Source organism: Streptomyces sp. NPDC046939 (genome assembly GCF_040644575.1).
In the GTDB taxonomy this organism is placed as follows: Bacteria; Actinomycetota; Actinomycetes; order Streptomycetales; family Streptomycetaceae; genus Streptomyces.
The window spans coordinates 15,840-35,577 of the sequence record NZ_JBEYWV010000038.1 but is presented as its reverse complement, the minus strand read 5'-3'; the positions used below and the strand labels follow the sequence as shown (position 1 = coordinate 35,577).

Annotated in this window: 25 protein-coding genes and 1 pseudogene; 21 read left to right on the top strand and 5 right to left on the bottom strand. The window is 72.0% G+C overall.

The genetic code is table 11. From position 1 onward, the window contains the following. Position 1: 1 nt before the first annotated feature. The 11 genes from ABZ877_RS32670 to ABZ877_RS32620 all read left to right on the top strand — a co-directional run bounded on the left by ABZ877_RS32670 (position 2) and on the right by ABZ877_RS32620 (position 6,922). Positions 2–418 carry a gas vesicle structural protein GvpA gene (locus tag ABZ877_RS32670; RefSeq protein WP_361078748.1) on the top strand — a complete coding sequence of 139 codons (417 nt, stop codon included), beginning with the start codon at positions 2–4 and terminating at the stop codon, positions 416–418. Continuing rightward, positions 415–1,161: a GvpL/GvpF family gas vesicle protein gene (locus tag ABZ877_RS32665; RefSeq protein ID WP_361078745.1), complete on the top strand. Its 747-nt coding sequence runs from the start codon at positions 415–417 to the stop codon at positions 1,159–1,161. The genes ABZ877_RS32670 and ABZ877_RS32665 overlap by 4 nt, the downstream gene beginning before the upstream one ends. Before the next feature lie 7 nt (positions 1,162–1,168). Then, positions 1,169–1,414: a gas vesicle protein GvpG gene (locus ABZ877_RS32660; protein WP_361078742.1), complete on the top strand. Its 246-nt coding sequence runs from the start codon at positions 1,169–1,171 to the stop codon at positions 1,412–1,414. A 67-nt stretch (positions 1,415–1,481) separates the two neighbouring features. After that, entirely contained in the window at positions 1,482–2,171 is a 690-nt protein-coding gene (locus ABZ877_RS32655) for a DNA primase (RefSeq protein ID WP_361078739.1), read from the top strand. Then, positions 2,164–3,462 carry an SRPBCC family protein gene (locus tag ABZ877_RS32650; RefSeq protein ID WP_361078736.1) on the top strand — a complete coding sequence of 433 codons (1,299 nt, stop codon included), beginning with the start codon at positions 2,164–2,166 and terminating at the stop codon, positions 3,460–3,462. Before ABZ877_RS32655 ends, ABZ877_RS32650 begins: the two co-directional genes overlap by 8 nt. After that, positions 3,462–3,863, top strand: coding sequence for a gas vesicle protein GvpJ (gene gvpJ / locus ABZ877_RS32645; protein WP_361078733.1), 402 nt, complete (start codon positions 3,462–3,464; stop codon positions 3,861–3,863). The genes ABZ877_RS32650 and gvpJ overlap by 1 nt, the downstream gene beginning before the upstream one ends. Continuing rightward, positions 3,856–4,695 (top strand): GvpL/GvpF family gas vesicle protein, encoded by an 840-nt coding sequence (locus ABZ877_RS32640; protein ID WP_361078731.1) that lies wholly within the window; start codon positions 3,856–3,858, stop codon positions 4,693–4,695. Before gvpJ ends, ABZ877_RS32640 begins: the two co-directional genes overlap by 8 nt. After that, on the top strand, positions 4,692–4,880 hold the full coding sequence (locus tag ABZ877_RS32635) for a gas vesicle protein (RefSeq protein WP_361078728.1): 189 nt from the start codon (positions 4,692–4,694) through the stop codon (positions 4,878–4,880). The genes ABZ877_RS32640 and ABZ877_RS32635 overlap by 4 nt, the downstream gene beginning before the upstream one ends. Next, positions 4,877–5,188, top strand: coding sequence for a gas vesicle protein K (locus ABZ877_RS32630; protein WP_361078725.1), 312 nt, complete (start codon positions 4,877–4,879; stop codon positions 5,186–5,188). Before ABZ877_RS32635 ends, ABZ877_RS32630 begins: the two co-directional genes overlap by 4 nt. 9 nt (positions 5,189–5,197) lie before the next feature. Then, entirely contained in the window at positions 5,198–5,815 is a 618-nt protein-coding gene (locus ABZ877_RS32625; protein WP_361078722.1) for a LysE family translocator, read from the top strand. A gap of 57 nt (positions 5,816–5,872) precedes the next feature. Next, the gene (locus tag ABZ877_RS32620) at positions 5,873–6,922 is read left to right on the top strand and encodes a YihY/virulence factor BrkB family protein (protein ID WP_361078719.1); all 1,050 of its coding nucleotides are present in this window, start codon (positions 5,873–5,875) and stop codon (positions 6,920–6,922) included. Between the two features lie 25 nt (positions 6,923–6,947). Here ABZ877_RS32620 and ABZ877_RS32615 read toward each other — a convergent pair whose 3' ends face one another. After that, positions 6,948–9,011, bottom strand: coding sequence for a restriction endonuclease (locus tag ABZ877_RS32615; protein WP_361078716.1), 2,064 nt, complete (start codon positions 9,009–9,011; stop codon positions 6,948–6,950). 206 nt (positions 9,012–9,217) lie between these two features. On the opposite strand from ABZ877_RS32615, the gene ABZ877_RS32610 reads away from it, so the two are divergent. The 4 genes from ABZ877_RS32610 (at position 9,218) to ABZ877_RS32595 (ending at position 12,404) form a co-directional block, all read left to right on the top strand. Beyond that, positions 9,218–10,183: a DJ-1/PfpI family protein gene (locus ABZ877_RS32610; protein ID WP_361078713.1), complete on the top strand. Its 966-nt coding sequence runs from the start codon at positions 9,218–9,220 to the stop codon at positions 10,181–10,183. A gap of 111 nt (positions 10,184–10,294) precedes the next feature. Beyond that, entirely contained in the window at positions 10,295–11,293 is a 999-nt protein-coding gene (gene gap, locus ABZ877_RS32605; protein WP_361078710.1) for a type I glyceraldehyde-3-phosphate dehydrogenase, read from the top strand. 59 nt (positions 11,294–11,352) lie between these two features. Further along, positions 11,353–11,799 (top strand): hypothetical protein, encoded by a 447-nt coding sequence (locus tag ABZ877_RS32600; protein ID WP_361078707.1) that lies wholly within the window; start codon positions 11,353–11,355, stop codon positions 11,797–11,799. A gap of 212 nt (positions 11,800–12,011) precedes the next feature. Further along, on the top strand, positions 12,012–12,404 hold the full coding sequence (locus ABZ877_RS32595) for a hypothetical protein (RefSeq protein ID WP_361078704.1): 393 nt from the start codon (positions 12,012–12,014) through the stop codon (positions 12,402–12,404). On the opposite strand, the gene ABZ877_RS32590 is transcribed toward ABZ877_RS32595, so the two are convergent. Further along, entirely contained in the window at positions 12,388–13,488 is a 1,101-nt protein-coding gene (locus ABZ877_RS32590) for a serine hydrolase (RefSeq protein WP_361078701.1), read from the bottom strand. The two genes, ABZ877_RS32595 and ABZ877_RS32590, sit on opposite strands and share 17 nt — an antisense overlap. Positions 13,489–13,656: 168 nt before the next feature. Here ABZ877_RS32590 and ABZ877_RS32585 point away from each other — a divergent pair, with 168 nt between their 5' ends. Beyond that, complete coding sequence (locus ABZ877_RS32585) at positions 13,657–14,106, top strand: cyclic nucleotide-binding domain-containing protein (RefSeq protein WP_361078698.1); 450 nt, start codon at positions 13,657–13,659, stop codon at positions 14,104–14,106. Between the two features lie 29 nt (positions 14,107–14,135). On the opposite strand, the gene ABZ877_RS32580 is transcribed toward ABZ877_RS32585, so the two are convergent. Together ABZ877_RS32580 and ABZ877_RS32575 are read right to left on the bottom strand one after the other, a co-directional pair. After that, complete coding sequence (locus ABZ877_RS32580; protein ID WP_361078695.1) at positions 14,136–15,098, bottom strand: electron transfer flavoprotein subunit alpha/FixB family protein; 963 nt, start codon at positions 15,096–15,098, stop codon at positions 14,136–14,138. A 17-nt stretch (positions 15,099–15,115) separates the two neighbouring features. Beyond that, positions 15,116–15,904, bottom strand: a complete 789-nt coding sequence (locus ABZ877_RS32575; protein ID WP_361078693.1) for an electron transfer flavoprotein subunit beta/FixA family protein — start codon at positions 15,902–15,904, stop codon at positions 15,116–15,118. A 161-nt stretch (positions 15,905–16,065) separates the two neighbouring features. Between ABZ877_RS32575 and ABZ877_RS32570 the strand changes: the two genes are divergently transcribed. The 3 genes and pseudogenes from ABZ877_RS32570 to ABZ877_RS32560 all read left to right on the top strand — a co-directional run. Continuing rightward, positions 16,066–16,794 carry a TetR family transcriptional regulator gene (locus ABZ877_RS32570; RefSeq protein WP_361078690.1) on the top strand — a complete coding sequence of 243 codons (729 nt, stop codon included), beginning with the start codon at positions 16,066–16,068 and terminating at the stop codon, positions 16,792–16,794. Between the two features lie 168 nt (positions 16,795–16,962). Next, a complete protein-coding gene (locus ABZ877_RS32565) occupies positions 16,963–17,334 on the top strand; it encodes a zinc ribbon domain-containing protein (RefSeq protein ID WP_361078931.1) in 372 nt (123 codons plus the stop codon). Positions 17,335–17,412: 78 nt separating this feature from the next. After that, positions 17,413–18,201: pseudogene (locus ABZ877_RS32560) on the top strand (isocitrate lyase/phosphoenolpyruvate mutase family protein); the annotation flags it as partial. Here ABZ877_RS32560 and ABZ877_RS32555 read toward each other — a convergent pair. Then, complete coding sequence (locus tag ABZ877_RS32555) at positions 18,198–18,587, bottom strand: nuclear transport factor 2 family protein (RefSeq protein WP_361078687.1); 390 nt, start codon at positions 18,585–18,587, stop codon at positions 18,198–18,200. The pseudogene ABZ877_RS32560 and the gene ABZ877_RS32555 sit on opposite strands and share 4 nt — an antisense overlap. A gap of 87 nt (positions 18,588–18,674) precedes the next feature. Here ABZ877_RS32555 and ABZ877_RS32550 point away from each other — a divergent pair, with 87 nt between their 5' ends. Further along, on the top strand, positions 18,675–19,247 hold the full coding sequence (locus tag ABZ877_RS32550; protein WP_361078684.1) for a PadR family transcriptional regulator: 573 nt from the start codon (positions 18,675–18,677) through the stop codon (positions 19,245–19,247). 57 nt (positions 19,248–19,304) lie between these two features. Next, positions 19,305–19,664 carry a luciferase family protein gene (locus tag ABZ877_RS32545; RefSeq protein WP_361078681.1) on the top strand — a complete coding sequence of 120 codons (360 nt, stop codon included), beginning with the start codon at positions 19,305–19,307 and terminating at the stop codon, positions 19,662–19,664. Positions 19,665–19,738 lie beyond the last annotated feature (74 nt).

Genomic DNA, 19,738 nt, shown 5'->3' with positions numbered 1-19,738 from the left:
CATGACAGTCGCAACGACCCAACAGGGCGGCGGAGGCGGCGGCACCAGTGGTCTCTACGACGTCCTCGAGCTGGTGCTCGACCGCGGCCTGGTGATCGACGCGTTCGTCCGCGTCTCGCTGGTCGGCATCGAGATCCTGAAGATCGACATCCGTGTCGTGGTCGCCAGCGTGGACACGTATCTGCGCTTCGCCGAGGCGTGCAACCGCCTCGACCTGGAGACCGGCAGCAAGAAGCCCTCGGGCCTCACGGACATCATGGGCGACACCGTGGAGTCCGGCGCGCGCGGCAAGACCAAGGGCGCGCTGTCCGGTGCCGCCGAAACCATTTCCGACGCGTTCTCGCAGGCCCGCGAGGAGAGCAAGAGCCCGAGCCGGCGCCGCACCTCGTCGAGCCGCCGTAAGGAGGAGCAGGAGTGAGCACGTACGTCTACGGCATCGCCGACGCCGACCACCCGAGCCTGCCGGAGGGCATGGAGGGCATCGGGTCCCCGGCGCTGACCGTCCGGATCGTCAAGGGCGGCGGCCTGGCCGCGATCGTCAGCGACGCGCCCGACAACCTCCGGCCCAAGCGGCGCGACCTGCTCGCCCACCAGAACGTCCTGTCCGAGGCGGGCGGCGGGGGCACCGTCCTGCCCATGCGCTTCGGCAGCGTCGCCGAGGACGACGCCGCGGTCGCCGCCGCCCTGGAGGACCGGGTCTCGCACTACAAGGAGCGGCTCGCCGCGCTGCGCGACCGCGTCGAGTACAACGTCAAGGTCCAGCACGAGGAAGAGGCCGTGCTGCGCACCGTCATGGCGGAGAACGACGACGTACGCGCCCTGGCCCTGCGCAACCGCGACGCCGGCGGCGGCAGCCACGAGGACAAGCTGCAGCTCGGCGAGGCCGTCGCGAAGGCGGTGCAGGCGCGCGAGGCACAGGACGGCGCGATGGTCCGCGCGACGCTCGAACCGCAGGCCGACGCGGTCAGCGAGGGCCCCGAGTCCACGGGCTGGATCACCAACCTCTCCTTCCTCGTGGACCGCGGCTCCTCCGAGCGCCTCCTCGGCGCCATCGAGGAGATCCGGCAGTCCTCGCCCCACCTCGTCTTCCGGGTCAACGGGCCGCTGCCGCCCTACAGCTTCGTGGAGGAGACGCCCGCCACCTCCGTCACCTCGGGGTGAGACCCCCATGGGGCTGCTGAGCGAGGTGCTCCTGCTGCCGCTGGCACCCGTACGGGGCTCCATGTGGGTCCTCGACCAGGTGGTGGCGCAGGCGGAGAACGAGTACTACGACCCCTCGGCCATCCAGGCCCAACTGGCCGCCCTCGAAAAGCAGTTGGACGCGGGCGAGATCGACGAGGAGACGTTCGACCGGATGGAGGACGAACTCCTCGACCGGCTCGAGGCCAGTCGGAACAGACAGACAGGCGCGTGACGCCGGAACACCCCAAGGCGTCACCTCTAGGCGCGTGAAGCCTTACGTGCAGGAACGGACACCCACCATGAACCGAACAGCAGTCGGCCTCGCGGTAGGCGCGGGGTACGTCCTTGGACGTACCAAGAAGATGAAGCTGGCCTTCGCCGTCGGCACCATGGTCGCCGGTAAGAAGCTGCAGCTCAGTCCCAAGGCCGTCATGGACATGGTCCGCACCCAGTTGGACAAGAACCCTCAGTTCCAGGAGCTCGGCGGACAGTTGCGTGACGACTTCCGAGGCGTCGGCAAGGCCGCCACCGGAGCCATCCTCGAACGGCAGATGGAGGGCCTGGCCAACCGGCTGCACAGCAGCACGGCCGGCGTCCGCGACCGCCTCCAGGGCGGTGACGGCGGCCGTGACGAGGCGCGCGACGCCGACGACGGCGCCGACGACCGGGACGACAGCGAGGACCGGGACGACGAGGACCGCGACGCGCGGGACGACCGGGACGAGCAGGACGCGCCCGAACAGGACGAGGAGCGCCCGGCGCCCCGCAAGCGCGCCCCCGCCAAGAAGTCGGCCTCCTCCGGCTCCTCCACGCGCCGCACGTCGGAGCAGGGCGCCCGGACGCGCGGCACGGCCGCCAAGAAGACCGCGAAGAAGACGGCCGGGTCCAAGGCGTCCGGCGCCACCGGCTCCTCCGGCGCCAAGAAGAGCGCCGGGACCGCCCGCCGCTCCTCGCGCACCGCCGCGAAGGGGGGCCGCAGCAATGGCTGAGCAGTCCAAGGCGAACCCGATCAAGGACCTCGCCCACAGCGAGGCGGCCGACCGCCTGAAGGCCGAGGCGCAGGAGTACCTCGCCGCCAAGGCGACCCACCTGCTGACCGGAGTCGGCCGCAAGCTCGGCCAGACCACGAGCAAGCTCAACGACATAGCCGACGGCAACAGCCCCGGCTTCACCAAGATGGCGCTCAACGGCGGCCGCAAGCTCGCCGAGGGCAAGGGCCCCCTGCGCACGGCCGTCGAGACCGGCGCCGGACACCTCAAGGACAACGTGGTCGAAGGGGTGAAGGGCGTCTTCGGCAAGGGCGGCAAGGGCAAGTCCAAGTCCGGCGGCGGACAGAAGCCGACCGTCATCCTGGAGAGCATCGACGTCGGCGTCGACCTGCGCACCGCCTACGACCAGTGGACCCAGTACCAGGAGTTCTCGACCTTCGCGCGCGGCGTCAAGAACGCGAACCGCGCGGACGACGTGACGTCCGACTGGCAGATGAAGATCTTCTGGTCGAGCCGGAGCTGGAAGGCGCACACCACCGAACAGGTGCCGGACCAGCGCATCAGCTGGAGCTCCGAGGGGGCCAAGGGCACCACGAAGGGCGTCGTCACCTTCCACGAGCTGGGCCCGAACCTCACCCGGGTCCTGCTGATCATCGAGTACTACCCGAAGGGCCTCTTCGAGAAGACGGGCAACATCTGGCGCGCCCAGGGCCGCCGCGCCCGCCTCGACCTGAAGAACTTCGCGCGCTTCATCACCCTCAAGGGCGAGGCGACGGACGGCTGGCGCGGTGAGATCCGCGACGGCGAGGTCGTCCGCAGCCACGAGGACGCGGTGGCGGCCGAGGAGGAGGAGAACTCCCGGGACCAGTCCGACGACGACCGGTCCGAGGACGAGCGCCCCGAGGACGACGAGCAGGACGACGAGCACGCCGACGAGCAGGCCGAGGACGAGTACGACGACGACGCCGAGCCCGAGGACTCCGAGCCCGAGGACGAGGCTCCGGAGGACGAGGCCGAGTACGCGGACGAGGAGCCCGAGGAGGAGGCCGAGGACGGCGAGTACCTCGACGAGGACGAGCCCGCGGACGAGGACGGCGAGGCCGACGACGGCGAGTACACCGACGAGGACGCCGAGTACGCGGACGAGGCCCCGGAGGACGAGGCCGAGTACGCCGACGAGGAGCCGGAGGAGGAGGCCGAGTACCTCGACGAGGACGAGCCGGCCGACGAGGAGCCCGGTGCCGACGAGGAGTCCGGCCGGCGTGAGCACGCAGCAGCCCGGAGCCGTTGATGACTACCGCGAGCAGGTTCCCCGACTCCCCCCTCGGCGGGGGGAGTTCGGGGGCCAATCTGGCCGACATCCTGGAGCGGGTGCTCGACAAGGGCATCGTGATCGCGGGTGACATCCGCATCAACCTGCTCGACATCGAGCTGCTCACGATCAAGCTGCGGCTGATCGTCGCCTCCATCGACAAGGCGAAGGAGATGGGCATCGACTGGTGGGAGGACGACCCGGCCCTGTCGTCCGGCGCCCGCCGCAAGGAACTGGCCCGCGAGAACGCCGAGTTGCGGGAGCGCCTCGCCGCCCTGGAGGGCGGCAGCGCGTCCGGCGCGCTCGACACGGCGCGGTCGTCCGGGCACACGGAGCACGACGAGCACAAGGAGCCACAGGAGGAGCCGCGCGATGAGTGAACTGCGGTACGTCTACGCGGTGTGCGGCGCTCTCGAAGCCCCGTTGGCGGCGGACCTGTCCGGCGTCGGCGGGGCCGCGCCGCGCTTGCTGCGGCACGCGGGGCTGACCGCCGTGGTCGGCCATGTGCCGGCCGAGGAGTTCTCCGAGACCGCGCTGCGGCGCAACCTGGAGAACCTCGACTGGCTCGCCGACACCGCCCGTGCCCACCAGGCGGTCATCGCCGCGCTCGCCTCGGTCACCAGCCCGCTGCCGCTGCGCCTCGCGACCGTCTTCCGCGACGACAGCGGGGTGCGCGCCATGCTGGAGACGGAGCAGGAGCGCTTCCGTACGTCGCTGGAGCGCATCCGGGACCGGGTCGAGTGGGGCGTCAAGGTCTTCGTCGAGGACCAGCCGAAGGAGAGCCCCGCGCCCGCCGACAGCGGGACCGGGCCCCGCGAGCGCATCTCCGCGCAGGCGCTCGGCGCCGGTTCCGGCCGTGACTACCTGCGCCGCCGCCGCGCCGAACGCGAGGGCCGCGACCAGATCTGGCGGAAGGCGGAGACCTTCGCCCAGGAACTGCACGACCGGCTCGCGGAGCGCAGCGTGGAGACCCGGGTCCACCCGCCCCAGAACCCGGAACTCGCCAAGACCTCGGGGCGCAACGTCCTCAACGGCGCCTACCTGGTGCCCCGCGCCGAGTCGGAGGCGTTCGTCGAACTCGTCGACGCGACCAAGGACGAGCAACCGGGGCTGCGGGTGGAGTTGACCGGGCCCTGGGCCGCGTACTCCTTCTCCACCCCGCCCGAGGAGCGCGAGGACCCGGCGGAGCCCACGGCCGGAGGTGCGTCATGACCGTCATCGAACGACGCGAGGTCGCCCTCGTCGACCTCCTCGACCGGCTGCTCGCCGGGGGAGTGGTCCTCGCGGGCGACATCACCCTGCGCATCGCCGACGTCGACCTGGTGCGCATCGACCTGAACGCACTGATCAGCTCGGTGAACGAGAACGTGCCATCCCCGTTCGAGGACATGCTGTGAGCGCGCACGACGACAGCCAGGCGCCCGTGGAGAAGACGCGCGGGCGCATCCAGATCGAGCCCGACACCGTCGAACGGGACCTGATGAAGCTGGTCCTGACCATCGTGGAGCTGCTGCGGCAGCTGATGGAGCGCCAGGCGCTGCGCCGCTTCGACACCGGGGACCTGTCCGAGGAGCAGGAGGACCGCATCGGTCTTACCCTGATGCTGCTCGAGGACCGGATGGAGGAGCTGCGCGAGCGCTACGACCTGAAACCCGAGGACCTCAACATCGACCTCGGGCCGCTGGGCCCCCTGCTGCCGCGCTGAGGAGACCGCATGATGTCGGTGGATCTGCTGGGCTTCCTCGGCGTGGTCCTGGTGGCCTATCTCGTGCCGGGCCCCGACTTCCTCGTCGTCGTGCGGTGCGCCGCCGAGAACTCCGCCAAGGGGCGGGCGGCGGCGCTCGGCGCGCAGAGCGGGCTCTGCGTGCACATGGGCGCCGCGGTCGTCGGCCTGTCGGTGATCGCGGCCCGCTCGGCCATGGTCTTCCAGACCATCAAGCTCCTCGGCGCGGCCTACCTGATCTACCTCGGCGTACGGGCGCTGCTCAGCGCGCGCAAGAGCGCGGAGCCCCGCCCGAGCCGCCCCGCGCGCCCCCGTCGGCGTTCGGGGTTCGCCGAGGGCTTCCTGACCAACGTGCTCAACCCGAAGGCGGCGCTCTTCTTCCTCAGCGTCCTGCCGCAGTTCGTGCACGGCGAAGGCTCCACGACCCGGCAGATCCTCTTCCTCGGCACCCTCGACATCGCCGTCGGCCTCGTCTACTGGGGCGTCCTGGTGGCCCTCGCCGCGCGGCTGCGCGCCCTCCTCGCCCGCCCCGCCGTACGCCGCCGCTGGGAACAGCTCACCGGCTGGCTGTTCATCGCGATCGGCGGCGGCGTCGCGGCGTCGTCCTGAGTCCGGCGTCACCCGAACGGCGGGCGTGTTCACGGCCGAACTGGTTACCCGCAGTGCATGGGCAAGCGAACTGATCTCGGTGACGAACATGACGAGCACAGCGGCGCGCAAGCCGGCGCGGAAGGCTTCGGCCCGTCCGAGCAGGTCGAGCGGCGCGCCCCCGACACCCCCACCGACCTGCCCAAGCGGTCCTGGAAGGCGGTGTTCAAAGGCAGCCTGAGCGAGTTCAAGGACGACGAGCTCACCGACCGGGCCGCCGCGCTGACCTACTACGGGGTGCTGTCGCTGTTCCCCGCGCTCCTGGTCCTGGTCTCCCTCCTCGGCATCTCCGGCAAGTCCACCACCGACAAGGTCCTCGACAACCTGCGGCAACTCGCGCCCGGCTCGGTCCGCGACATCATCACGCAGGCGGTGCAGCAGTTGCAGGGCAACGCGGGCACCGGCTCCGTCGTCGCCATCGTCAGCCTGCTCCTCGCGGTGTGGTCGGCCTCGGGCTACGTGGCGGCGTTCATCCGCTCCGCCAACGCGGTCTACGACATGCCGGAGGGCCGCCCCGTGTGGAAGGTCCTGCCGGTCCGCGTGGGTGTGACCGTGGTCCTGATGATCCTGGCCGTGGCCAGCGCCCTGATCGTGGTGTTCACCGGCGGTCTGGCCCGGCGGGCGGGGGACATGCTGGGCGTCGGCGACACCGCGCTGACGGTCTGGTCGATCGCCAAGTGGCCGGTCCTGGTCGTCCTGGTCACGATCATGATCGCGATCCTCTACTGGGCCACCCCGAACGCCAAGGTCAAGGGGTTCCGGTGGATCACACCGGGCAGCGTGCTCGCCCTCCTCGTCTGGATGGTCGCCTCCGCCGCGTTCGCCTTCTACGTCGCCAACTTCGCCTCGTACAACAAGACCTACGGGACGATGGCCGGCGTCATCGTCTTCCTGATCTGGCTCTGGGTCACCAACCTGGCCATCCTGCTGGGCCTGGAGTTCGACGCGGAGACGGCCCGGCAACGGGCGGTCGCGGGCGGCCACCCGCCGGAGGCGGAACCGTACGTCGAGCCGCGCGACACCCGCACTTGGGACGAGCAGGACAAACGCCGGTTGAACGACATCTGACCCGGCGACGGCAGCGCCCCGCGTCTCAGTCCACGTCGATCCCGTAGTCCCGCAACAGCTCCTCGAGGCCGCCCGGGTAGCCCTTGCCGCCGAGGACGAAGTCCCAGTCGCCGTTGGGGCGGCGCCGGAACGAGCCGAGGACGAGGGCCGTCTCGCCGGGGCGGCCGTCGGAGACGTCCAGCTCGCCGAGTTCGGTGAGGTGCGGATCGAGGAGGCGGATCCGGGCGTCGGAGAACCCGGAGAGGTCGGCGTGCGGGTCGGCCTCCGGGTCGATCGCCGCGACGAGCGCGAGGCGGTCGGCGGCGTCCGGCAGAGCGTCGAAGGAGACCCGCAGGGCGGCCTTGTCACGGCCGGAAGGATCGATCTCCTGGACCGAGCCGTCCGGCGTGCCCGGGTTGTTGTAGAAGACGAAGTGGTCGTCGCTCAGGACGCGGTTGCCGGCGCAGACCAGCGCGCAGATGTCCAGGGCGACCGCCCCCGACCAGGACATGCCCAGGACGTTGTAGTCGGCGGGCAGATGACGCGGCTCCGGCGCGGCGGTCGTGGGCCCGTCCGGCGCGGCGCCGTCCCGGGGGCCGAGGCGGCCGCGCAGCCCGTGCCGGTGCAGCAGGTCGACCAACTCCTCGCCGGAGATCAGCTCCAGCGGCTTCCCGTTGGCGAAGGCGTGGGACCCCGGCCCGAACCGCGACGTCGTCACGAGGACGCCCTTGTTGGCCCCGGCGTCCTGCACCGTCCCGAACAGATCGCGCACCGCCGTGGGCGGCACCGTGGCACGGTACCGCTTCACCTGGACGACTATCTTGCCGCCGCGGATCGGGGCGGGATCGAGCGCGTCGACGTCCACGCCCCCGTCGTTCGACCGCTGTGTCGTCACCGCCTGCATGCCCATCGCCCGGAACAGCTCGGCGACGAGGCCCTCGAAGGCGACCGGGTCCATCGTGTACAGGTCTGGTTCGCTGTCGCCGCCATGGCTGACCACGCGGTTGCCGACCTCGTCCGGCCGGCGCGCGGGCCGGACGGCCGTCAGCTGGTCCGGGCGCGCCGAGAGCTGCCCGCGCAGACCGTCGGACAGACAGCTCACGGGGTCGACCTGCGCGAGGTGCAGGCCCTCGAACGCCGCCCGCGTGGCCATCACCGTCGCGAGCACGATCTGCCCGGGCCGGCCGGTCACGGGGTCGTGGTCGTCGACGAACCCGTTCAGCGCGACCGAGTCCAGGGCACCGAGACCGTCGGCGGCGAACAGGTCGTGCAGCGCGAGCAGCACGCACTGCGCGACGACCTCCCGGTACAGCGCCCGCCGCTGGGTCACCGGGCGCGGGCTCTCCTTGTCCTGGTCGAGGGAGGCGACGTACCGCACCGCCTTCGCCTCCGGGACGACCGCGTACCCCGGCAGCTCCCAGTCCAGGACCAACTGTCCCGCGGCCGCGTCGTACGCCGCCGCGACCCGGCGCGGGAAGCCGTCCGGCCAGGCGGTGGAGGAGTACAGCGCGGCGGAGAAGTACTCGACGACGGCCTCGGGCTCCCTGCGCCGGACGCCCTCCACGACCGCCGCCACCCCCGCGTTGTGCCGCCGCACCTCGTCGCGGCGGGCCCCGGCCCACGCCTCGTACTGCTCGCGGTAGGCCGCAAGGTCCTGCCGCCGCCGGGCCTCGGCGGCCTGCGCCATCCGCAGATCATGGTCGTAGCGTGCGCGCGCCTCGGCCTGCGCCTGCGCGCGCCGGTTCGCCGTCCAGCCGCTCTGCGCCTGATAGAGGGCCGGGTCCGGCATCGGCACGGGGTGCGCGAGCGGTCCCGGCGCGAACGGCTCGATCTCCTCGGCGCGCAGCAGCGAATCCGCGTGGAACGCGGGCGCCAGGCAGCCGGCCGCGAGCAGCCCCCGCAACGACGCCACCCGCGCCTCCAGCTCCTCCGTGCGCCGGTGGGCCTCCGCCTGCCGGTACTCCCGGTGGCTCTGCGCGATCCTGCGCTGATGGGCGCGCGCCCGCTGCGCCTCCAGCCTGCGCGCCCTGGCTTCGGCCTCGTACTGGCGCTGCTGCTGCCGCTGCATCTCGGCCCAGACACCGACGACACCGGTGGAGCGACGACTCATGGACGACTCATAGGTAGAAAACCCTCCCCCGCGCACATCACCGCCGACGGACTCAGGCTGCCCCCACAGCCGGACGGTGACCTCTTGACCTTACTCAGCAATCGCGGCCGCGCATATCCACCCGTCACGAACAAGCGGCGGCACACGCACGTGTGTTGAGGTGTGCCGCGCCCCGGTGACGATCACCCCCGCGTACCCTCGACCCCGTGCCCGCTCCTCGTCCGCCCCGCCCGCACCGTGTCGCCGTTCTCGTCAGTGAAGGGGCCAAGCCGCTCGATGTCGGGATTCCGGCGCAGGTGTTCACGGCGCGGGCGAGCATGCCGTACGAGGTAAGGGTGTGCGGGGCCGCGCCGGGGCCCGTGACGGGCGGGGACGGGCTGTCGTACGTCGTGGAGCACGGTCTTGAGGCCCTCGCATGGGCCGACATCGTGTTCGTGCCCGGCTACCGGTTCCCGGACCGGGACGACCCGCCCGCCGCCGTCGTCGCGGCGCTGGGCGAGGCTCACGCGCGGGGTGCGCGGCTCGCCGCCATCTCCACCGGGGCGTTCACGCTCGCCGCGACCGGGCTGCTCGACGGCAGGCGCGCCACCACGCACTGGCACTACACGAAGGCGCTCGCGGCGAGGCACCCGCAGGTGCGGGTCGACGAGAACGTCCTGTTCGTCGACGAGGGCTCCGTGCTGACGTCCGCCGGCGCCGCCTCCGGCATCGACCTGTGTCTGCACATTCTCCGCGGCGACCTGGGCGTGGCCGCCTCGAACCACGCCGCCCGGCGCCTGGTCGCCGCCCCCTACCGCAGCGGCGGCCAGGCCCAGTACGTGCCGCGCAGCGTGCCCGAACCGCTGGGGGAGCGGTTCGCCGCCACCCGCGAGTGGGCGCTGCGGCGGCTCGGCGAGCCCCTCACCTTGGAGGCGCTCGCCGAGCACGCGGCTGTCTCGCCGCGCACGTTCTCGCGGCGCTTCGTCGAGGACACCGGCTACACGCCCATGCAGTGGGTGATGCGGGCCCGGATCGACGTCGCCCGTGAGCTGCTCGAACGGTCGCAGCGCGGCGTCGAGCAGATCGCCGCCGACGTGGGGCTCGGCACCGGCGCCAATCTGCGCCTGCACTTCCAGCGCATCCTCGGGACGACGCCGAGCGAGTACCGCCGCACGTTCGCCCGGGGGGAGTGACCCGCTGGCGGGATACTTGCGGACCATGGCGATCGTGCCGCTGTCCGCGGCGTCCGCCGCGCGCGAGTCTTGAGGCGCCACGAGGGCGAAGAGAGAAGGGACCTCCACCTCATGACGCGTATCGCCATCAACGGGTTCGGCCGCATCGGACGCAACGTGCTGCGCGCGCTGCTCGAACGGGACACCGGCCTCGACGTCGTCGCCGTCAACGACCTCACCGAGCCCGCCGCCCTCGCGCGGCTGCTCGCCTTCGACTCCACGGCCGGGCGCCTCGGCCGCCCGGTCGACGTCGACGGCGACACCCTCGTGGTCGACGGCCGACGCATCAAGGTGCTCGCCGAGCGCGACCCCGCCCACCTGCCCTGGAAGGCCCTGGACGTGGACGTCGTCCTGGAGTCGACCGGCCGCTTCACCTCGGCGAAGGCCGCCCGCGCCCACCTTGACGCGGGCGCGCGCAAGGTGCTCGTCTCGGCGCCCTCGGACGGCGCCGACGTCACGCTCGCGTACGGTGTCAACACGGGCGCCTACGACCCGGAGCTGCACACCGTCGTCTCGAACGCCTCCTGCACCACCAACGCGCTCGCCCCGCTCGCCGCCGTCCTCGACGAACTCGCGGGTATCGAGCACGGGTTCATGACGACGGTGCACGCCTATACGCAGGAGCAGAACCTCCAGGACGGCCCGCACCGCGACGCCCGCCGGGCCCGCGCCGCCGCCGTCAACATCGCGCCGACGACCACGGGCGCCGCCAAGGCGATCGGCCGCGTCCTGCCGAACCTCGACGGCAAGCTGTCCGGCGACTCGATCCGCGTGCCGGTCCCCGTCGGCTCGATCGTCGAGCTGAACACGACCGTCGAGCGGGACGTGACGCGCGAGGACGTGCTCGCCGCCTACCGGTCCGCCGCGCAGGGGGAGTTGGCCGGAATCCTGGAGTACTCGGAGGACGCGCTCGTCTCCTCCGACATCACGGGCAACCCCGCCTCGGCCGTGTTCGACTCCGAGCTGACCCGTGTCGACGGCCGCCACATCAAGGTCGTCGCCTGGTACGACAACGAGTGGGGCTTCTCCAACCGGGTCGTCGACACGCTTCAACTCCTCGCCCGCGCCTGAGAATTGACGCGGTGCCCGGTCGCCTGTTTGTGCGAGCGGATTGCGGCAAACCGTCGACCATGGCTACTCGACGAGACAGCAACGACACCGACAAGAGCACCGACAACACCACGGACAAGGCGAGGACGGCCGCCAAGACGGCGACCAAGGCCGCGTCCGGCACCGCCGCGAAGGCGGAGTCCGCCGGCGCCAAGGCGGGCCGCGCCGCCGAGTCGGCGGGCTCCGGGGCCGCCCGCGCCGCGACCGGCGCCGGCGAGACCGCGGGCCGCGCCGCCCTGAACACGGGCGCCGCCCTGAACACGGCGCGCGAGGGCGTGACGACCGCGGCCACGCAGGTGGCCTCCGTCGCCACCACGGCGTGGACGGTCCTGAAGAACCGCAAGCTGGTCGCGGCGGGCGCCACGGCCGGAGCGACCGCCCTGACCGTCGCCTCCTACGCGGCCGGCCGCCGCGCGGAGCGCAGCAACCAGGGCCCGCTGACCCGGCTCACCGGCGGCCGCGTCTGACCGGCGGCCGTACGGGCGGCCCCGCGTCATCCGCCCGCCTGTCGTGGGGCCGAACGAGGGACGCCCCGACCGTCATGCGACGGGTATGTGCCGGGCACGCGTGTTGCTGACCGGGTGGTCTTCCCGATTTGCCTATGTTGCGAACGCGCCAACAGGCGCCCCGGAATTGCGCAACCTCGGTGACCCCCGCACAGAACAGCGAGTCGAAGCACATGAATCGCATCAAGTACGCGTCCGTGGCCGGCCTCTCCGCCCTGGCGGTCCTGGCCGGCCCCGCGGCCGAGGCGCTCACCGCCCCGTCCGCCCCGGCGGTCCGGGCCGAGCACCCGTCGATCACCGCGAAGGCGACGACCGGCAGCGTACGGGCGTGGCAGCAGTTCCGCGTCTACGGCACCACCCAGCACCTGCGCGCGGGCACCCGCGTCACGTTGCAGCAGATGCAGGGCAAGGACAAGCGCTGGGTGTCGCTCCCCATCACCATGACGACCAACCACAGCGGCGCCTACAACCTGCGCGTCAAGCTCGGTCTGATCGGGCCCAACTCCCTGCGCATCGTCGGCGGCGGCGCCGTCTCCCCGGTCGTGCACGTCACCGTCCACCGCTGAGACGCCGCCTCCGCAGCCGCTTGCGGACGAGCAGGGGCACGCAGCACAGGGCGAGCAGCGCGCCCGCCGCGCCGAGGTGCCGGGTGAGCCCGGGGCCGGGGTCGGACGGCCGTGGCGCGGCGGCGGGCGCGGCGGCGGCGACAGCCGAATCCGCCAAGCCCCGTGCCGCGGCGCCGTGCTGCGGCCCCGCTCCTTGCGCACGGCGCGGCGGCGCGGTGGCGAAACCCCAGTCGAGCAGGGTGCGGCTCTCCTCGTAGACCGTGTTGAACGACCCCTGCTGCGGATTCATCACCGTCACCAGGATCGTGCGGCCCTTGCGGCTCGCGGCGCTCACCAGAGTGCACCCGGCCCGTGACGTGTAGCCGTTCTTGACGCCGATGAGCCCGGCGTAGGGCGTCACCCCGTGCGACCCCACGAGCAGTCGGTTGGTGTTCTGGATCCCGAAGGCCCTCGGCCCGCCGGACGCCGGGAACCGCGCCCACTTGGTGCCCATGTAGCGCCGGAAGTCCGGGCTCTTGAACCCCTCCCTGGCGATGAGCGCCAGATCGTGCGCGGACGAGTACTGCCCCGGTGTGTCGAAGCCGTCCGGCGACCGCACCTGCGTGTCGCGGGCCCCGATCCTGCGCGCGGTGTCCTGCATCTCGGCGAGGGTGCGCGCCACCCCGCCGTTCATTTGCGCCAGGGTGTGCACGGCGTCGTTCCCGGAGCTGAGGAACACCCCGCGCCACAGGTCCGCGACCGTGTACCGGCCCCCCTCGTCGACACCGACCAGACTGCTGCCCGCCGCGACCCCGGCCAGGTCCCGGTACGTGGCCCGGTGCACGGTGTCCTGGCGCAGCTTCGGCAGCAGCGCCACCGCGAACAGCGTCTTCAGCGTGCTCGCGGGCGGCAGATGCCGGTGCGGCGCCTTCGCCGCGAGGACCTCGCCCGAGTCCGCGTCCATGACCTCCCAGGACAGCGCGGACAGGGACGGCACGGCGGGCGGTGCCGGAGCGGGGGCGTGCGCCGGGGCGGGCCCGGCGACGGCACCCACGGTGACCGCCGCGAGCAGCCCGGACGTCACGAGACGGAGAGATGTCGCCATGCCGGAAACATAAGGAGCGTGACCGGCGGATCGCTCTCCGCTTACGCCACATGGTCCAGGTGCGCCGAACGGGGGAGAGAACTAGCCTTTTCGGGCGAAGGTCCGCCCCCTCGGCAAAGAGCGCGGCGTACGTACGCTGGAGAGACACGACGGTGGAGGTGTGGCGCCATGACGGCTCGTACACGACTGCTGAACCGGCTTCCGCGTGCTTACCGCGACCGGCTGATGACCCTGGCCCAGGAGGTCTCCTTCCCCCAGGATTCCCGCATCTTCGACGAGGGGGACCACGCCGACCGGTTCTGGATCATCAGGACCGGCATGGTCACCCTCGACGTACGGGTCTCCGACCGCACCACCCTGCCCATCGACCCGCTCGGCCCGGGCGACCTGCTCGGCTGGTCCTGGCTCTTCCCGCCCTACGAGTGGGACTTCGGCGCCGAGGCGTTCAGCCCGGTGCGCGCCTACGGGTTCGACGGCGCGGCGGTGCGCGGCCTGTGCGACCTGGAGCCGGCCCTGGGCATGACCCTGCTCCACGGGGTCGCCGAGGTGATGGCGCACCGGCTCGAATCGGCCCGTACGGCACTGGTCGAGGCCCACCGGGTGCACGGCCGCCTCTGACGGAGCACCCGGCGGGCGATGCGGGCGGGTCAGCCCTTGCGGGCCTTGACCTCCTCGGTGAGCTGGGGGACGACGTCGAAGAGGTCGCCGACGACGCCGTAGTCGACCAGGTCGAAGATCGGGGCCTCGGCGTCCTTGTTCACCGCGACGATCGTCTTCGAGGTCTGCATGCCGGCCCGGTGCTGGATGGCGCCGGAGATGCCGTTGGCGATGTACAGCTGCGGCGACACACTCTTGCCGGTCTGGCCGACCTGGTTGGAGTGCGGGTACCAGCCCGCGTCCACCGCCGCCCGGGAGGCGCCGACCGCCGCGCCCAGGGCGTCCGCGAGCGCCTCGATCAGCGCGAAGTTCTCCGCGCCGTTCACACCCCGGCCACCGGAGACCACGATGGCGGCCTCGGTCAGCTCCGGGCGCCCGGTCGACTCGCGCGGCGTGCGGCCGGTGACCTTGGTGCCCTTCGCGGCGTCGGAGAAGGACACCTCCAACGCCTCGACCGCCCCGGCGGCCGGGGCCGCCTCGACGGCGGCGCTGTTGGGCTTGACGGTGATGACCGGGGTGCCGGTGGAGATCCGGGACTTGGTGGTGTAGGAGGCGGCGAACACCGACTGGGTGGCCACCGGGCCCTCCTCGCCGGCCTCCAGGTCGACGGCGTCGGTGATGACACCGGACTTGATCCGCAGCGCGAGGCGGGCGGCGACCTCCTTGCCCTCCGCCGAGGACGGCACCAGGACGGCGGCCGGGGAGAGGGCGGCGACGGCGGCCTGCAGCGCCTCGACCTTCGGCACCACCAGGTAGTCGGCGTACTCGGCGGCCTCGTGGGTCAGCACCCGGGTCGCCCCGTGCTCGGCGAGGGCGGCGGCGGTGTCACCGGCGCCGTTGCCCAGCGCCACCGCGACCGGCTCACCGATCCGGCGGGCCAGCGTCAGCAGCTCCAGGGTGGGCTTGCGGACGGCACCGTCCACGTGATCGACGTAGACCAGAACTTCAGCCATGGATCCCAAAACCTTTCTCAGATGAACTTCTGGCCTGCGAGGAACTCGGCGAGCTGCTTGCCGCCCTCGCCCTCGTCCTGCACGATCGTGCCCGCGGTCCGCGCCGGACGCTCGGAGGCTTCGGAGACCCTGGTCCAGGCACCCTCCAGACCGACTTCCTCGGCCTCGATGTCCAGGTCGGAGAGGTCCCAGGACTGAACCGGCTTCTTCTTCGCCGCCATGATCCCCTTGAACGAGGGGTAGCGGGCCTCACCGGACTGGTCGGTCACCGACACCACCGCGGGCAGCGACGCCTCCAGCTGCTCGGACGCGGTGTCCCCGTCCCGGCGCCCCTTCACGACACCGTCCTCGACCGCGACCTCCGACAGCAGCGTCACCTGCGGCACACCCAGCCGCTCGGCCAGCAGCGCCGGAATGATGCCCATCGTGCCGTCGGTCGAGGCCATACCGGAGACCACCAGGTCGTACCCGGCCTTCTCGATCGCCTTGGCGAGCACCAGCGAGGTACCGATCGCGTCGGTGCCGTGCAGGTCGTCGTCCTCCACGTGGATCGCCTTGTCCGCACCCATCGACAGCGCCTTGCGCAGCGCGTCCTTGGCGTCCTCCGGACCCACGGTCAGGACGGTGATCTCCACGTCGTCATCGGAGTTCTCCGAGATCTGCAGCGCCTGCTCCACCGCGTACTCGTCCAGCTCCGAGAGCAGCCCGTCCACGTCGTCACGGTCGACGGTCAGGTCATCGGCGAAGTGCCGGTCGCCGGTGGCGTCGGGCACGTACTTCACGGTGACAACGATCCTCAAGCTCACGCCGGCTCTCCTCGCGCGCAGGACATCCTAGGGCTCGTACGAGGGACTCATGACGAGGAACTCGTGACGAGGGACTCGTACACGCGCCAACGTATGGCACTCAGTTCCCTCTGTAAAGGTACGTAGTGCCAAATGAGCCCGCTCGGTGTTACGTTCCCGGCATGAGCGAGGCGCGCGAGGCCAACGGGTCACAGAAGAAGGCACCCATGCGGGAGGTGCTGGCCGAGGCGGCGTTCCAGTTGTTCCTCGAGCGCGGGTACGAGCGGACGACCGTGGACGACATCGTGGCGCGGGCCGGCGTCGGGCGGCGCTCGTTCTTCCGGTACTTCCCGTCCAAGGAGGACGCCGTCTTCCCGGACCACGAGAGCTGCCTGGCCGACATGACCGCCTACCTGGACGCCGCGAGCCCGCAGCGCGACGCCGTCGAGGTGGTGTGCGGGGCCGCGCGCCTCGTCCTGCGGATGTACGCCGCGAACCCCGAATTCTCCGTCCAGCGTTACCGGTTGACTCGCGAGGTGCCGGGTCTGCGCACCTACGAGCTCTCCGTCGTACGGCGCTACGAGCGCACCCTCGCCGGTTACCTCGCCGGACGCTGGGCGGGCGCCGCGGACGGCACGCTGCGCGCCGAGGTCGTGGCGGCGTCGGTGGTGGCCGCGCACAACAACGGGCTGCGCGCCTGGCTGCGGTCGGGCGGCGAGGGCGACGCCGAGGTGGCCGTCGACCACGCCCTCGACCTCGTGCGGCGGGTGTGGGGCGAGGGGGCGGCCGCGCGCCCCGCGCCCACGGCCCCGGACCAGGGCGACGAGGAGGTCGTGGTCATGGTCGCCGCCAAGGGCGCCCCCATGTGGCGCGTCATCCAGCAGGTCGAAGCGGCGCTGCGGGAGGGCTGAGAGCGGCCCGGGGCCGTACGGATGGTACTTGGTGTCTTTACGGGCGGCACTGAGTGTCATACGCTGCGAAGGCGCCGGGGCGGCAGCCCGGCGCGCGGCGGACGAGCGCGGGGAGACCGAGTGATGTCAGCGACAACCGGGATGTCCAGGGCCGGCGGCAGCGGCGTCATGACGCCGGCGGACGAGGCCGGGACGACGGGCTTCGTCCATCAGCGGTGCCGGTGGTGCGGCACCGCGTCCTTCCGGCGGCTGCTCTGTCCGGTCTGCGCGTCGAGCGAACTGACGACGCAGGTCAGCGCGGGTCCGGGCATCGTGGTGCAGACCCGGGTCGTCCACCGGGGCTCCGGGGCGGCGCGCAACGAGTCGCTGGTGCGCTTCCCCGAGGACTTCGTCGTGCCGTGCCGGATCGTGGGCACGGCGCCGCACATGGTGTGGGTGGGGGCCGAGGTGCGCCCGGCGCGCGGGGTCCACGCCGGTGCCGACTCCGGGGAAGTCCTCTTCGAGCTGTGCGAACCGGTCGGCGACGACGACAGGTTCTGAGGCGCGCGCACGTGTCCGCGCACGGTTCGGGCGGCGCCGAACTGTTCCGGCCCTAGCGTCGGGGCCATGACGCCGTACACCTCCTTCGCCCGCCTGCACGACGGGCCCGCACCCCTGCTGCTGCCCAACGCCTGGGACCACGCCTCAGCCGCCGCCCTCGCGGCGCGGGGCTTCGAGGCGGTCGGCACCACCAGCCTCGGTGTCGCCGCTGCCGCCGGGCTGCCGGACGGGGCGGCGGCGACCCGCGACGCCACCGTCGCCCTGGCCCGCGTGCTCGGCAAGGGCGGCGGTGAGCGCGGCTTCCTCTTCACCGTCGACGCGGAGGGCGGCTTCAGCGACGACGTACGGGATGTCGTGGCGCTCGCCCGCACCCTGCGCGAGGCGGGCGCGGCCGGCGTCAACCTGGAGGACGGCCGCGCCGACGGCACCCTCGCCCCGGCGGAGCTGCACGCCGAGAAGATCGCCGCCGTGAAGGCCGCCGTGCCCGAGCTGTTCGTGAACGCGCGCACCGACACGTACTGGCTGGGCCGCGACACGGCGGACACCCGGGACCGCCTCGCGGCCTACGAACAGGCGGGCGCGGACGGGGTGTTCGTGCCGGGCCTGGCGGACCCGGGGCGGATCGCCGAGCTGGCGGCGGCCTGTGCGACGCCGCTCAACGTCCTCCACGACCCGGCCGGCCCTTCCCTCGCCGAACTGGGCGCGCTCGGCGTCCGCCGGGTCAGCCTCGGCTCGCTCCTCTACCGCAGGGCCCTGGCCGCCGCCGTGGCCACCGCGACGGCCCTCAGGGACGGGCGCCGCGCGGACGGCATCGCGGAGGTCCCAACCTACGCCGAGGTGCAGGGCCTGATCGCCCCGGGCGCTTAACCGGCCGCCTCCTCCTCGATCCGGTCGAACTGCGCACCCATCGCCGCCGCCAGCGCCTGCGCCCCCGACAGCGGGCGGACCATCACCATGAAGTCGTCGATCAGGCCGTCCTCGTTCACGTGCAGGAAGTCGCAGCCGGTGACCGTCCGCTCGCCGACCCGCGCCTCGAAGACCAGCGCGTGGTCCCGGCCGTCAGAGCCCGTGAACTCCCTTACGTAGCGGAAGTCCTCGAAGACGCGGGTGACGCCGCGCAGGATCGCGGCGGTGATCGCCTTGCCCGCGTACGGCTTGAAGACGACGGGGCTGGTGAAGACCACGTCCTCGGCCAGCAGGTCCTCGACGGCCGTCAGGTCGCCCTTCTCCACGGCGGTACGGAAGGCGTGCATGGCCCCCACCTCATCCCTCTAGACACCAATAGACAACTAATTGACTAGGTGCGGATGAGAATAATCGCCGGACTGTAGGGTGTCCATATGTCTCTCAAGTACGCCGTCCTGGCCGCCCTGTTGGAGGGCGAGGCGTCCGGGTACGACCTGGCGAAGATCTTCGACGTCTCGGTGTCGAACTTCTGGGCCGCGACGCCGCAGCAGCTCTACCGGGAGCTGGACAAGCTCGCCGCCGAGGGACTGGTCGACGCGCGCGTGGTGCCGCAGGAACGCAGGCCCAACAAGCGGATGTTCACCTTGTCGGAGGCGGGCCGGGCCGACCTCGCCGCCTTCACGGCGCGGCAGCCCAAGCCGATGGCGATGCGCGACGAGCTGATGGTGAAGGTGCAGGCCGCGGACGTCGGCGACCTCGACGCGGTCCGCGCCCACGTGGAGGAGCGCATGGCGTGGGCGCACGGCAAGCTCGCCCGCTACGAGCGGGTGCGCCGCCACCTGCTCGGCGGTGTCGACGAGGACACGTTCCTCGCCGAGGGGGAGCGGGTCGGCCCGTACCTGACGCTGCTCGGCGGCATCGCGCTGGAGGAGGAGTACCTGCGCTGGGGCCGGCGCGTCCTCGACGTGCTGGAGCGACGCCGTGCCGTCGCCGGGAAGGACGCGTAGGGACGCGACGGTTGCCGGGGCTGGTCCTCCAGGTGAAGCGTGCGCGAGGATGGAGGCATGACCGCGGCCCAGCGCGCCATGACCGAACTCGGGACATGGCCGAACCTGGTGAGTGGCCCGCCCCGGTGCTCGGTTGGGCACGCTTTCGGCGCTGAGGGCCACGAACTCGTCCATTTCCACGCCGACGACAGCGCAGATCTGTATCTCACGTCGACGGCGGTCGAGCGACTGCTTCCGCAACTGCGGCACAGCAGCGCCATCCGCGTCCAGCCGGGCGCCTCCTGGATCACCGTGCTCCTGGAGTGCGACACGGACGTGGAGCTGCTGCTCAGCCTGGTGAGCCTCGCCCTGAAGGAACACGACGCGCACGCGTGCCCCTCGCCGCCGTGCGACTGGGAACGCCCCCGCGCCTCCTGAGCCACGGCCTCCGACCGTCGGGCCGGCCGCGATATCGCCCTGGGCGAAGCCCGTTCACCGCCCGGGGCGCCCGT

Bases quoted from the DNA above. Each gene is read 5' to 3' on its own strand.
- ABZ877_RS32670 (WP_361078748.1), top strand. From the start codon at position 2: ATGACAGTCGCAACGACCCAACAGGGCGGCGGAGGCGGCGGCACCAGT.
- ABZ877_RS32660 (WP_361078742.1), top strand. From the start codon at position 1,169: ATGGGGCTGCTGAGCGAGGTGCTCCTGCTGCCGCTGGCACCCGTACGG.
- ABZ877_RS32655 (WP_361078739.1), top strand. From the start codon at position 1,482: ATGAACCGAACAGCAGTCGGCCTCGCGGTAGGCGCGGGGTACGTCCTT.
- ABZ877_RS32650 (WP_361078736.1), top strand. From the start codon at position 2,164: ATGGCTGAGCAGTCCAAGGCGAACCCGATCAAGGACCTCGCCCACAGC.
- gvpJ (WP_361078733.1), top strand. From the start codon at position 3,462: ATGACTACCGCGAGCAGGTTCCCCGACTCCCCCCTCGGCGGGGGGAGT.
- ABZ877_RS32640 (WP_361078731.1), top strand. From the start codon at position 3,856: ATGAGTGAACTGCGGTACGTCTACGCGGTGTGCGGCGCTCTCGAAGCC.
- ABZ877_RS32635 (WP_361078728.1), top strand. From the start codon at position 4,692: ATGACCGTCATCGAACGACGCGAGGTCGCCCTCGTCGACCTCCTCGAC.
- ABZ877_RS32625 (WP_361078722.1), top strand. From the start codon at position 5,198: ATGATGTCGGTGGATCTGCTGGGCTTCCTCGGCGTGGTCCTGGTGGCC.
- ABZ877_RS32620 (WP_361078719.1), top strand. From the start codon at position 5,873: ATGGGCAAGCGAACTGATCTCGGTGACGAACATGACGAGCACAGCGGC.
- ABZ877_RS32615 (WP_361078716.1), bottom strand. From the start codon at position 9,011: ATGAGTCGTCGCTCCACCGGTGTCGTCGGTGTCTGGGCCGAGATGCAG.
- gap (WP_361078710.1), top strand. From the start codon at position 10,295: ATGACGCGTATCGCCATCAACGGGTTCGGCCGCATCGGACGCAACGTG.
- ABZ877_RS32600 (WP_361078707.1), top strand. From the start codon at position 11,353: ATGGCTACTCGACGAGACAGCAACGACACCGACAAGAGCACCGACAAC.
- ABZ877_RS32595 (WP_361078704.1), top strand. From the start codon at position 12,012: ATGAATCGCATCAAGTACGCGTCCGTGGCCGGCCTCTCCGCCCTGGCG.
- ABZ877_RS32590 (WP_361078701.1), bottom strand. From the start codon at position 13,488: ATGGCGACATCTCTCCGTCTCGTGACGTCCGGGCTGCTCGCGGCGGTC.
- ABZ877_RS32585 (WP_361078698.1), top strand. From the start codon at position 13,657: ATGACGGCTCGTACACGACTGCTGAACCGGCTTCCGCGTGCTTACCGC.
- ABZ877_RS32580 (WP_361078695.1), bottom strand. From the start codon at position 15,098: ATGGCTGAAGTTCTGGTCTACGTCGATCACGTGGACGGTGCCGTCCGC.
- ABZ877_RS32570 (WP_361078690.1), top strand. From the start codon at position 16,066: ATGAGCGAGGCGCGCGAGGCCAACGGGTCACAGAAGAAGGCACCCATG.
- ABZ877_RS32565 (WP_361078931.1), top strand. From the start codon at position 16,963: ATGACGCCGGCGGACGAGGCCGGGACGACGGGCTTCGTCCATCAGCGG.
- ABZ877_RS32555 (WP_361078687.1), bottom strand. From the start codon at position 18,587: ATGCACGCCTTCCGTACCGCCGTGGAGAAGGGCGACCTGACGGCCGTC.
- ABZ877_RS32550 (WP_361078684.1), top strand. From the start codon at position 18,675: ATGTCTCTCAAGTACGCCGTCCTGGCCGCCCTGTTGGAGGGCGAGGCG.
- ABZ877_RS32545 (WP_361078681.1), top strand. From the start codon at position 19,305: ATGACCGCGGCCCAGCGCGCCATGACCGAACTCGGGACATGGCCGAAC.